This is a genomic window from Dyadobacter tibetensis Y620-1 (assembly GCF_000566685.1).
GTDB lineage: Bacteria > Bacteroidota > Bacteroidia > Cytophagales > Spirosomataceae > Dyadobacter > Dyadobacter tibetensis.
This window is the reverse complement of sequence record NZ_AZQN01000001.1, coordinates 635,961-648,086: the sequence shown is the minus strand read 5'-3', so window position 1 is coordinate 648,086 and position 12,126 is coordinate 635,961. Positions and strand designations below refer to the sequence as shown.

Annotated in this window: 9 protein-coding genes; 4 read left to right on the top strand and 5 right to left on the bottom strand. The window is 42.5% G+C overall.

The genetic code is table 11. The features are described 5' to 3' along the window. Positions 1-182: 182 nt before the first annotated feature. The gene (locus X939_RS0102735) at positions 183-644 is read left to right on the top strand and encodes a MarR family winged helix-turn-helix transcriptional regulator (RefSeq protein WP_025761747.1); all 462 of its coding nucleotides are present in this window, start codon (positions 183-185) and stop codon (positions 642-644) included. A 57-nt stretch (positions 645-701) separates the two neighbouring features. Then, positions 702-1,310 carry a YceI family protein gene (locus X939_RS0102730; protein ID WP_025761746.1) on the top strand — a complete coding sequence of 203 codons (609 nt, stop codon included), beginning with the start codon at positions 702-704 and terminating at the stop codon, positions 1,308-1,310. 52 nt (positions 1,311-1,362) lie between these two features. On the opposite strand, the gene X939_RS0102725 is transcribed toward X939_RS0102730, so the two are convergent. Then, positions 1,363-1,824, bottom strand: a complete 462-nt coding sequence (locus tag X939_RS0102725; RefSeq protein WP_025761745.1) for a type I restriction enzyme HsdR N-terminal domain-containing protein — start codon at positions 1,822-1,824, stop codon at positions 1,363-1,365. Between the two features lie 48 nt (positions 1,825-1,872). Here X939_RS0102725 and X939_RS0102720 point away from each other — a divergent pair, with 48 nt between their 5' ends. After that, positions 1,873-2,646 (top strand): AMP nucleosidase, encoded by a 774-nt coding sequence (locus X939_RS0102720; protein ID WP_025761744.1) that lies wholly within the window; start codon positions 1,873-1,875, stop codon positions 2,644-2,646. An 89-nt stretch (positions 2,647-2,735) separates the two neighbouring features. On the opposite strand, the gene X939_RS0102715 is transcribed toward X939_RS0102720, so the two are convergent. The 4 genes from X939_RS0102715 to X939_RS0102700 form a co-directional block, all read right to left on the bottom strand. Next, the gene (locus X939_RS0102715; protein WP_025761743.1) at positions 2,736-4,427 is read right to left on the bottom strand and encodes a RagB/SusD family nutrient uptake outer membrane protein; all 1,692 of its coding nucleotides are present in this window, start codon (positions 4,425-4,427) and stop codon (positions 2,736-2,738) included. Positions 4,428-4,441: 14 nt separating this feature from the next. Next, positions 4,442-7,513 (bottom strand): SusC/RagA family TonB-linked outer membrane protein, encoded by a 3,072-nt coding sequence (locus X939_RS0102710; RefSeq protein WP_025761742.1) that lies wholly within the window; start codon positions 7,511-7,513, stop codon positions 4,442-4,444. Positions 7,514-7,925: 412 nt separating this feature from the next. Beyond that, entirely contained in the window at positions 7,926-10,475 is a 2,550-nt protein-coding gene (locus X939_RS0102705) for an ABC transporter permease (RefSeq protein ID WP_025761741.1), read from the bottom strand. Positions 10,476-10,542: 67 nt separating this feature from the next. Then, entirely contained in the window at positions 10,543-11,223 is a 681-nt protein-coding gene (locus tag X939_RS0102700; protein ID WP_025761740.1) for an ABC transporter ATP-binding protein, read from the bottom strand. Positions 11,224-11,381: 158 nt separating this feature from the next. On the opposite strand from X939_RS0102700, the gene X939_RS0102695 reads away from it, so the two are divergent. After that, positions 11,382-12,077 (top strand): arylesterase, encoded by a 696-nt coding sequence (locus X939_RS0102695; RefSeq protein WP_044198376.1) that lies wholly within the window; start codon positions 11,382-11,384, stop codon positions 12,075-12,077. The last annotated feature ends 49 nt before the right edge of the window (positions 12,078-12,126 follow it).

Here is a 12,126-nt window from a genome sequence, read left to right as displayed (position 1 = left end):
TGAATTGCTAATATAGTTAACTGCTATGGTCTTAACCAATAACTGATGAGTCTTTGTAGCGGATGATGCTCTGATTTTGATGATCTGACCTGTTTCTATAATTTTTCCTTCCTTACTGGAACCATTTTGCAACAAATAGATGTTATTACAATAAATGTAGATACATTTGAAAATTAAACGCCATGTCCATAGAAAACGATATAAAACAGAAAACGTTTCGTAATCCGTATCAAAAAATGGCCATTAACCTCGTCTATACGAGTAACTGGCTATTGTACAGGCAATCCGAATTGTTTAAGGAGTATGATTTAACCTTACAGCAATACAATGTTCTCCGCATTTTAAGGGGACAACAGGGTAGGCCCATTCGGGTGAGTGATATTTCGGAGCGGATGCTGGATAAGAGTTCGAACACTTCCAGACTGGTCGACAAGCTTTTGCTGAAGAATTATGCTGAAAGAAGTCTCTGTGCTAATGACCGGAGAGCCGTGGACGTAATTATCACCAAGCAAGGAATGGAAGTTCTAGAGCAAATCGATCCCAGGGTAGAGGAGTGGGAAAACAAACTCAATGTCATTACCGAGGAGCAGGCACTCATGTTAAGCGATATGCTTGATTTGCTTCGTGAATCGGTTCAGGAGTAATAATATTCATATCTAAGTATAAATCAATCAATTCAACTATTACCAATTTAAAATCCAATGAAGTCAATTATTAATTCAGTAGCAGCAGTAGCTTTAGCATTTGTAGTATCCTCACAGGTGATGGCAGATAAAGTAGTGAAAAAAGTATCGTTAAAGGTCAATGTTGCTAAGAGCGAGCTTACCTGGAACGGTAAGAAAGTGACGGGTGAGCATACGGGTAAAATCAAAATGAAAGAGGGTGTTATCACTCTTGAGGATAATAAACTAATAGGAGGAAATTTCGTAGCCGACTTGGGAAGTATGACCAATACGGATCTTACGGATAAAGATTACAATGCCAAATTGATAGGGCATCTTAAATCGGACGACTTCTTTTCTGTGGAGAAACACCCGACAGCAACCTTTGTAGTTACCAAAGCGGTACCTACAAAAACGAATACCTATAACGTAACGGGTGACCTTACCATTAAGGGAATTACCAAGCCTATAACCTTTCCCGTGACGGTGACACCGACTTCCAACGGAGTTTCAGCCAGCGGTACTATGGTTGTAGATCGTTCCAAATATGATATCAAATATAATTCAAAATCATTTTTCGAGAATCTTGGAGATAAGATGATTTACGATGATTTCACGATCGATGTTAAATTGGTAGCCGGGAAATAAAAACTTACACTTCATCTAAAACAGAGCCTGCGAATGATCTTCGCGGGCTTTTTTACTTTACTTCCTGATCAGATTGAGGCTGATAGATAGGAAAATCGTCGAGGTAAGCGATCTGTCCTTTTAAAGCCTGGAAACAGAAATGCTGAAGACCATTGGTGACGGCAAGGAATTTGGGCTGAATAGTGAAGTGATACCTGGATATTTGAGCGAAGGTGGCATCTGATATTCGAATGGTAGGAGCCTTGCATTCTACTAACAGAAAGGGAAGGCCATCTCTACCTAAAATCATGATGTCGGTTCTTCGGGCCATCTTATTATAACGCATGCCCGTTTCGACCGCAAACAAAGATTTAGGATATTTATAATAAGTTATTAGCAAATGAATAAAATGCTGCCTAACCCATTCCTCAGGGGACAGGGATACGTATTTTTTTCGAATGATATCAAAAATAAAAGGTTTTCCGTTAACCTGCTTAACTTTGTAATCAAAGCTGGGGAGATTTAGTTGGTCCATCCAGCGAAGATACAGATCGAGGAATTAATTTCAATAAACTAATTTTTTATGACGACAAAAGAACAAATTGTAGAAAACTGGTTACCTCGGTATACAGGAACTCCTGTAAATGAATTTGGGAATTATATTCTGCTTACCAATTTCTTAAACTACGTACAGATGTTTGCCGACAAGTTTGACGTAGAGGTTAAGGGAATGGGTAAGGCCATGCAGACGGCGACAGCCAATGATATTACCATTATTAATTTTGGTATGGGAAGTCCATTGGCAGCCACCGTAATGGATTTGCTTTCTGCGATTCGGCCAAAGGCTGTTTTGTTTTTGGGCAAATGCGGGGGGCTGAAAAAAACGCAGGTAGGTGATTTGATTCTTCCGATTGCGGCCATAAGAGGAGAGGGGACCAGCGATGACTATATGCCATCGGAAATCCCTGCATTGCCTTCATTCCGTTTACAAAGTACCGTTTCAGCCAGTATTGCTAAACATAACATGGATTATTGGACCGGAACGGTTTACACCACTAACCGTCGGATTTGGGAACATGACGATAGCTTTAAGGAATATCTCAGGGAAATCAGAGCTATGGCTATCGATATGGAAACCGCAACCATATTCATAGTCGGCTTCGCTAACAGCATTCCTCATGGAGCCTTATTATTGGTTTCGGACAATCCAATGGTTCCGGAGGGCGTAAAAACAGAGGAGAGTGATAGAAAGGTTACTTCGGATTATGTCCAGAAACATTTGGATATAGGCATCGAAGCGCTTGCAGAGCTGGCACGTTCGGGAGAATCTGTCAAACATCTAAGGTTTGATAATTAATTTGATAATTAAGTAGTAATAAAAGCAATATCAGCTCGGGGACCTTACCAGGAACTCCAAGCTGATATTTTTTTTATTAAAGATATGGTTTAATATCCTTCATTCTGTTGCAAATAGCCCGGGAGGTTAGAAGCCCCATCAATAGCTGTTTGTGGTATAGGAAATATTCTTTTTCGCACATCGGAATTGGTTTTCTCTGTCCACGTACCCTCATATTTTCCAAAACGAATCATATCAGTTCTGCGCAACATTTCCCAGTAAAACTCAAAGCCCCGTTCCCGATAAAGGAGGTCAAGTGAGATTGTGGTGAGCGCAGGAGCGGGTGTCGTTTTAGTACGGGCGCTCCTCACCTTATTTACATCGGCTAGGGCCCCTGCCATATCGCCTTTGCGCAATTTGGCTTCAGCACGCATTAAGTAAATATCAGCTAATCTGATGATCGATATATCCGCTTCTCCTCTATTTCTTCCTGTGTTTGACACAGAGCTAAACTCGTATTTTTCCACCCTATATCCAGAGCTATAGCCGCTTCCTTCCGTTGTAAAATCGATTTTCTCTGTAAAGTTAACGGGCAAATCGCCTCTGTTCCTACTCAGGTTGGTCAGTTTACCTACTTTCAGTTTTCCGTCGGGACAACGTAGAAATACTCCGTTAACGCGTATGGCTCCATACTGCTGTCCGCGCATAATTCCTCGATTGATCTTATATTCGCTGTCTAAAATACAGGTATCCGCCTTGTTTGAATATACGGACATATTTTCCTGATAAAACCGGGGGTCACGAGTGGGATCTTCTCCGGGATAGGCCGATACCCAGCTTCGGTAGAAATCTGATGTGATTCCGGGGCCATCGGTACCATTGGCACTAGGAAAAGCTGCCAGAGGGAACTGATCGCCGGAAAGTGAGAAATAAGCAAAGCGATTATGTCCGTTCAGGTCGGGACGTTGGTCTACAGCGAAAAGAAGCTCGCTATTGGCGTGGTTGTTATTGCCAAAAATGGCGAAATAGTCAGGTGATAATTGAGACTGTCCCGAATTAATGATTTTATCGCTTAAAGCAATCACCTTGTCCATATCCGAATCAGGAAAGGAAAAAGAGTTGGCATAAATATTACGATATACGGCTGCATTCAGGTATAATCTGGCCAACAAGCCTTGCAACCCTTCCTTTGTAATACGTCCCGAGCCTACACTTGATTTGGTGGGCAGGGAAGGCTCAACAGCCAGAAATTCATTTTCCAGATAGGAAACCGCTTCAGCTCCTCTAATTATTTTAGAAGTATTTCCAGCATCTTCCTTAACAAATACGAGTCCAAATAAATCTAGGGTAACCATTGAATAATAGGCACGCATGGCCCGAGCCTCTGCATAGAACCCTGCCGCACTGGCATCTTTGGAGTCCTTCAGGGTAGCCATGGCCGTAATGGCGCGGCTTATACCCTGCACCAGTGCATTCCAGGTGTTGCGTATATTCGGATCGGTGCTCGTGTAATTATGGGCATGCATAGCCAGGTAGATACCATTATCGCCCCAGTCGGTTCCTCCCCGATAGGGTAGTATCGCCTCATCGGTACTGATCTCTTGCAAGGCAAAATAGGTGGTATGTAGGAATAAAGAAGGGAGTACGGCATATACTGGGGCCAGGGCTCCCGATGCTATTTGTCCCTCGTTTAGGGAAGCACTTAAGGTTTCGTCGAGTACTTGCTCATTCAAATCGGTGCAGGCATTGCTAAATATCAGCATTCCTGCACAGGTTATAAGGATAGATAATTTCTTTTTCATAGTAAGTTAATATTTTAAAATCCAATATTAAGTCCAATGGTAATGGTTTTTGCCTTGGGATAGCTCATATAGTCTATCCCATATGAGGTGATACCATTGATAGACCGATCGTTATTAACCTCGGGGTCGTAACCATTGTATTTGGTAATCACAAAAAGATTTTGTCCTGTAACTGAAATTCTGGCGGATTTAATCCAGTCACTTATTCCAAGATTGTTGGTGTTGATAGCATAAGAAAGAGCCAAATTATTCAGTCGGAAATAAGCTCCACTTTTCAGATAGCGCGAAGATATAGGCGCTGAGTTATTTGATGATTCGGCTTCATTTTCTACGGCCTCAGGCGTTACATTCAGTCCTTTGGATAACCGTAATTTGTAAAGTGCCGAGGTCGCGGTATTGTCATAAAGCTTATTGCCCGAAACCCCATTGAAATTGGCAGTTAGTTCAAGTCCTTTATAGCCAATATTGGCACTCATATTATACATCTTGGTGGGTAGTGCGGTGCCCATTGCTACACGATCCTTGTCGTTGACAATCCCGTCTCCATCAATGTCCTTAAATAAATTCATGCCCTTTTCGTCGAAACCTATGAACTCCTTTAAATAGAAGGTCCCAATTGGTTGATCATTGATATAACCATTGATTGTGGCGGAAGTGAGTCCGGATCCCTGAGCGGCACCAGATGGTATAACAGAATAGGGCGAGTTTTTTACGTTATTTTTAATGAAAGTCATATTACCTCCTAACCCATAATAGAGACCGTTTTTAAAGGCTTGACGATAATTTAATTCAAACTCTAGACCCTGGTTAATAATTTTCATATTATCGACGTTCGACCAGAAAGTACCAGCGGGCTGCACAGGATCGGCAGGAATAACTTCCAAAAGGATTTTTTCCGAAGTTTTGCTGAAATAGTCAACAGCACCACTAAGTGCCCCGTTCCAAAGAGCAAAATCCAGTCCTAAGTCGGTCTGAGAGGAGACTTCCCATTGAATATTTGGATTGGCCAAACGGGAATAGGTGGTACCTGCTGGATAGTTATCGTCGCCGAATAATGGATAACTCGTACTGCCCGACACGATTGAAGTAAATAGAGCCTGGGTGATTTTAGGCGGAATTTCCTGATTTCCTGTTTGTCCCCATCCAGCCCGCAATTTTAAGTCATTAACGGCGGTCGATTTAAGGAAATTTTCCTCGGAGAGTCTCCATCCCAGTGAAAAGGAGGGAAATGTACCATATTTGTTATTGGCTCCAAATTTTGATGAGCCATCGACACGAACGGTCGCCGTCATCAGGTATTTGTCCCGGAAGGAATAGTTAACGCGGGAGAAAAATGACTGAAGTTCGTTTACTGTAGCAAATCCACTCGGACGGTTGTTGATCATGCTTAGGTCTTGCCCTAACCCAGGATTATAGATAGGTTCGATGTCCGAAATTGGAAACTTATTGATGCTATGACTTCTGCCCTGTAGGAAGATTCTCTGGTAGGAGTGTCCTGCAAGTACCGAAAAATTGTGCAGCTCATTTGTTAAACTATAAGTAATAAAATTTTCTAAAAGCTTATTGGTATTGGTTTGTTCAATTGTTTCTAGGCGCCCTTCCTGGAAAGGTACTTCATTGGGTAAGGATTGTATGTCGCGCGTGGAGGTAGAATTATCTATTCCGAAATTCAATTTATAAACCAGTCCCTTCATCAAGGTAACGGATGGAGATATATTTCCAATCACCCGATTGGTGGTCGTTACGTCTTTTTCCAATTGTAATGTAATGAGTGGATTGGTCCCATCCGGATATTGGAATGGGTTCCCTTGGTCATCGTAAGCCGGAAAAGTTGGGTTCGCTGCTATGGCAGAACCTATTAGTCCGGCTGTTGAAGGTCGAAGATTCTTAGTGTTATTAGCATTAAGATTGATTTCAACATTAACCTTGTCATTTAGTAGGCGTTGGGTGATATTAATGCGACCATTATACCGATCCAGTTGATTACCTTTTAATATGCCCTGTTGTTTTTGTAGTCCCAAGGAGCTGTAATAAGTCATATTCTCAGTACCTCCGTTAATGGCAATATTATGATTATGGGTTTGGGCTGTCCGGCTAATTTCTTTTTGCCAATCGGTATCGGCACCACCGTCTATCAAAACTCCGCCAACGTTTGGTACCTCGCGCCGGAATTCATCGGCTGAGAAAAGATTCAGAGGGCGCGCCATTTTAGAGATTCCTAAGCTACCAGAATAATTAACGCTGGCAGCCCCGGCCTTTCCTTTTTTCGTTGTAATCAGAATAACGCCATTGGCCCCCCTGGACCCATAAATAGCCGTAGCTGATGCATCCTTCAAGATATCAATGGACTCTATATCCTGAGGGTTTAGAAAGTTAAGTGGATTACTCGCTCCACCAGTTCCGCTGTTGTCCAGAGCCAGACCATCTACAACGAATAAGGGTGTACTGCCGGTACGAACTCCTCCTGGTCCACGAACCGTAATGTTAATATTACCTCCCGGCTCTCCGGTAGCAGAGGTTACATTTACCCCGGCCACCTTTCCCTGGAATAGTTGTTCCGGGGAGTTAATGATACCGGCATTAAATTCAGTGTTTTTTAGTGACTTGACCGACCCGGTAATATCTTTTTTGGCGGTACTACCATATCCGATTACCACAACCTCCATCAGATCGGAAGATGATTCCTTCAATACTATATTCAGAGGTACACCAGAATTCTGAACCACGAAGTTTTCAATTACTTGTTTTTCATAACCCACAAAGCTGAAGGTTATCCTGTAGGTCTTCGTCTGTGAGAGGCCTGTAAAGCTAAAATTTCCCTTCACATCTGTCGTTGTGCCTTCTGGGGTCGTCCCATTGGCATCTGTCAACATCACTGTTACACCCGGTAATGACTCGCCTGTAGTGCTCGTTACCGTCCCTCTGATTTCTCCATCTTGCGTGTAAGCATGCTGGACTGTTTTCAAATTATGCGCGTAGGAGTGGCTGGCCCCCAGAGATAGGACACTGCAGATCGCTAAAGCACCGATAGTCATCAGGCTATAGCTCCTGCCTCGATTCCTGTTAATAGGAGTGAAGAGGTTCATCATTTTGGTTATGTTTTGGTGAAATGGTTGGTTGAACAAGGTTCTGGAACGGAAGAAATTTTGACAATTTTATAATTGTATTATTAAAATAAAAAATATAATTAAGATAGATTCTGATGCAAACGTTTGAAATTCAAATGCAAACGTTTGCAAAAATTTAACTATCGAAATCTTCAAATCTTAAATACTAATTATAGATAAAGTACAAAACAAGAACGGCCCAGACATACGTTTCTGGGCCGCAAAGATCTGCTTCCGTTATTACCTTATGATGAAGCCAGTGTGAATTTTATTTTTTATTATTCATACCAAAGTTCCGCTATATGACGGACCTTTAGTATAAATAATAAGAGGTTAAAACGATGAATGTTAGCCTATGTTAGATTGAGAAATAGTAGTTGGTAAGCGTTTCTTAAGCGTCCCGGCGCAGAACCTCTAGTGGGGAGCGGCTTAATATACCCCTGCTGTTCGCCAGACCTATCACGACCGTCAGTACAGTGACCAATAGTGCAATTCCCAAAAGTGGCCAGATCGGCAGAGTAAATGGAGCGTCGAAACTAAACCGCGCTAAAGCCCAACTGGCTAGAGTAGAAATTACTATGCCGGTTAGAGAGGCCAATCCTCCCAGAAATACATATTCAAGTGCGGTAATGGTTAAAATCTGTTTCCTGCTGGCACCCAAAGTACGGAGCAAAACACTTTCCTGTAATCTTTGGTATTTGCTAATCAGCACAGAGGCAATGAGGACAATAATTCCGGTGAGGATACTAAAGCCGGCCATAAATCGAATAACAAATCCAATTTTAGTGAAAATTTCATCCAGAACCTTTATAATCAATGCTAGGTCAATCACGGAGACATTTGGGTAGGCTTCCACGATTTCCTGCTGAAACCGGGCTGACATTTCTGCATTCGGCACATGAGTGAGTACTACATGGAACTGAGGGGCATCTTCCAGAACGCCCGTGGGAAATAGAACTAAAAAGTTGGTTTGAACTTCCGCCCAGTTGACGTCTCTTAAGCTTGTAATACGCGTTTGCATGAGAGTACCCTGAACATTGAACGTCAGGGTGTCGCCCAGAGCCATTTTGCCCCGGTCTGCAAATCCTTTTTCAACCGAAATCGGTACCAGATCGGAGGTTGGATCGTATTTCCCCTTCCATTCTCCGTCCAGAATGCTTTCGGAGCTTGTGAGGGAGTCCCGGAATGTAACCCTGTATTCTCTACCAAATAGTCGGCCAACTCTTCTATGGATCGTATCTGCCTGATAATGCGAAGCATCTTTACCGTTGATTTCTTCAAGTCGCATATTCACGATGGGTACACTTTGATTGACTGGGATGTTATTCTTTGCCGCTAAGGATAAAATACCCTCTTTCTGTTCTGTCTGTATATCGAAAAGAACAATATTGGGTTGGTCCGGTCTGGTGGAAAGCTGAACTCGGGCCATCAATATATTTTGAACTAAGAAAAGGGTCGCCATCAGGCTTGTCGCTAGTCCAATTGATACAATTAAGATAGCTGTTTGATTATTGGGTCTGAAGAGGTTGGCCAAACCCTGGCGTGGCAAATACCCCCAGGAAGATGGAAAATATCGACGAACAGCCCACATCAAAGATATGGCTATTCCATAAAGGAAGAGGAAGGATCCGGCAACACTTACTGTAAAAGTTAAGGCTGTAATCCAGTTTTTCATCTGATAAAAGGAAAAACCGTATACGAATATTAGAATAAGCAAATATACGATCCATAATAGAGGGTCGCGGAAGCCGGAGTCGGCCTTATCGACCTGTCGAAGTACGTTTAATGGGGAAATAGATCGTATTGATAAAAGCGGTGGTAGGGCAAATAAGAGGCTAATGATGCTACCAACGATGATTCCCTGTGAAATAGACAACCAAGACAAAGAGGTTTCTAACTCAAAAGGTAAGATATCAATAATGATCAAAGGAAGAAACTGTTGAATGATGGTTCCCAGGAGCGCCCCAGCCATGGAACCCAATATTCCTATGAGGAGTATCTGTATCAGATAAATTAAAAAAGCTTCCCTAGGTTTTACTCCTAAGCATCTCAGAATGGCTATGCTCCGCAGTTTTTCTTTGATATATATATGTATTGCACTGGCTACACCAATGCATCCAAGTAATAAGGCTACGAATCCTATCAACCCTAGGAATCGTGTTAAATCTCTAAAGGATCGACCGGTATCCTCCTTTTGGGTCTGAATGGTCTTATAGTCCAGGTCGGCCAGTTCCAAACGCTTTTCAAGGGATGCAACCATCAGGTCACTGTTTATCTTTTCAGGCATCTGAAAATAATAGCGGTATGCAATTCTGCTTCCTTTCTGCATGAGCCCCGTTTGCTGCAGATATTGCATGGGAATATACACAGCAGGTGCTACTGTGCTTGTAAGCCCATTTTGCCCCGGTGCTTTTTCAAGTGCTCCCGCGATGACGAAGGTAACATCTCCTATCTTAATGGAGTCGCCAACCTCTGCTCCATATTGCAGCATCAAAGTATGGTCGACCAATGCCTGTTGATGATTTCGGAAGGTTTGACCCGCAGCCACCGGCATTGTTTCCAGACTGCCATAATAAGGGTAGGTCCCCGACAAGGCCTTGACTTGCGCCAGGCGGCTGTCGTCAGAATTAACGAAATAGACCATCGAGGCAAAACTCCTTTCTTCGCTACTTTGCAGGGCCAAAGCACTGATAGAATCCAGCAAAGTTCTCGTGTCTCCTTTCGACTCCTGGTTGCCTGTTAATGCCAAATCGGCCCCCAGTAGGGTTGCTGCTTGCTGATCAATATTACTATTCAAATTGTCGCCTAAAGAATATATGGCTACCAGGGCGGCTATTCCTAAAATAATAGATGAAATAAATAAAAGCAGTCGGGATCTATTTCTTCGGCTATCGCGCCAGGCCATTCGAAAAAGCCATTTTAACTTACCAGATTTTTTCATGAAATATTAATGCTGTAAATAAAAGCTGGGGAACCCGGCTTATGAATATAGTGTCGACTGTCATTAATTATTGTAGGACATCGGAAACAAGTTTTCCACCTTTTATGCTTATTATTCGCTGCGTTTTGGCTGCGAGCTCAGGGTCGTGAGTAACGAGCACCAACGTTGTGCCGGCCTCCCGGTTAAGCTCAAAAAGAAGTTTTACAACTTTTTCACTGGTTTCTGCATCTAAATTTCCTGTGGGTTCGTCGGCGAAGAGGATACTTGGTCGGTTTGAAAATGCACGGGCCAAGGATACCCTTTGCTGTTCACCTCCACTGAGCTGGGTAGGGTAGTGGTGACTACGGTCAGCAAGGCCAACTTTATCAAGTAATTCGATGGAACGTGCCTTTATATTTTTTTCTCCTCGTAGTTCCATTGGAACCATTACGTTTTCCAGAGCAGTTAGGGTTGGCAATAACTGAAAATTTTGAAATATAAAGCCAATATATTGATTTCGTAGAGCGGCGAGTGCATCCTCGCTCAATCCATTGAGCTGGGTTCCATGCAAGGTAACTTGTCCGGTACTAGCCCGGTCCAGTCCGGCACATAAGCCTAACAAAGTGGTTTTGCCACTGCCCGATGGCCCCACAATACTTAAGGTAGAACCGGGGTGCACTTCGAAATTTATGTCTTGCAGCACGGATAAAGTTGAATTACCACTTTTATAAGATTTGCCGACATTTTTTAGATTCAAAATAGCACTCATTCCGTTTTAAGTTTTGTTGGTATATTTGTATGAATTTAAATTGCAACTCCATTTTACGCATTTTGGTTCGGCCGCTTGGGATCTAAGACCTTTTACTCGAAGCCTTTACTAGCCTCCATCAATGCTATACACTTAAGTTATTGATTACTTGAATGCCCATGAAGAATCTGAAATCGCTTTATCTCTTTTTGTCTATAATCATTGCCAGTCTCATATTGGCTTCTTGTAATCCGTCAGCTAAGACGGATGAAAGTGAAAAACATTCAGATAAAGAAAATCTTGATACCATCGGTCAGAAGGGCAAAAAAATTATTGTATTTTTTGGGAACAGTCTTACTGCTGGATATGGACTGGATGATCCTTCACAAGCATTTACAGCCTTAATTCAAAAAAGAATAGATTCCCTGGGGCTTGAGTATAAGGTGGTAAATGCCGGAGTTAGTGGTGAGACTACTGCAGGGGGTAAGAGCCGCATAGATTGGCTTCTGAAACAGCCATTAGATATTTTTGTATTAGAATTAGGGGGTAATGATGGGCTTCGAGGCATTCCGGTATCGGAAACAAGAAGAAATCTTCAGGCTATATTAGAAAAAGTCCATGCAAAATATCCGCAGGCCGACCGGGTTTTAGCAGGTATGCAAATACCCCCAAATATGGGGCAGGACTATACATCCGAATTTAAAAGGATCTATCCTGATTTAGCCACTGAAAACGATATCCCCCTCATTCCTTTTCTTCTGGAAGGAGTAGGTGGTGAGGCATCATTAAATTTGCCAGATGGTATACATCCGAATGCTGATGGCCATCGGATTGTAGCCGAAAATGTCTGGAAAACTTTACAGCCTATACTATAAACTCAGGAAAGGCACGCCCTTTTAATTAATGGAATCTTTGAAAATAAAA

Coding starts and splice junctions, on each gene's coding strand:
- X939_RS0102735 (WP_025761747.1), top strand. CDS start 183: ATGTCCATAGAAAACGATATAAAACAGAAAACGTTTCGTAATCCGTAT.
- X939_RS0102730 (WP_025761746.1), top strand. CDS start 702: ATGAAGTCAATTATTAATTCAGTAGCAGCAGTAGCTTTAGCATTTGTA.
- X939_RS0102725 (WP_025761745.1), bottom strand. CDS start 1,824: ATGGACCAACTAAATCTCCCCAGCTTTGATTACAAAGTTAAGCAGGTT.
- X939_RS0102720 (WP_025761744.1), top strand. CDS start 1,873: ATGACGACAAAAGAACAAATTGTAGAAAACTGGTTACCTCGGTATACA.
- X939_RS0102715 (WP_025761743.1), bottom strand. CDS start 4,427: ATGAAAAAGAAATTATCTATCCTTATAACCTGTGCAGGAATGCTGATA.
- X939_RS0102710 (WP_025761742.1), bottom strand. CDS start 7,513: ATGAACCTCTTCACTCCTATTAACAGGAATCGAGGCAGGAGCTATAGC.
- X939_RS0102705 (WP_025761741.1), bottom strand. CDS start 10,475: ATGAAAAAATCTGGTAAGTTAAAATGGCTTTTTCGAATGGCCTGGCGC.
- X939_RS0102700 (WP_025761740.1), bottom strand. CDS start 11,223: ATGAGTGCTATTTTGAATCTAAAAAATGTCGGCAAATCTTATAAAAGT.
- X939_RS0102695 (WP_044198376.1), top strand. CDS start 11,382: ATGAAGAATCTGAAATCGCTTTATCTCTTTTTGTCTATAATCATTGCC.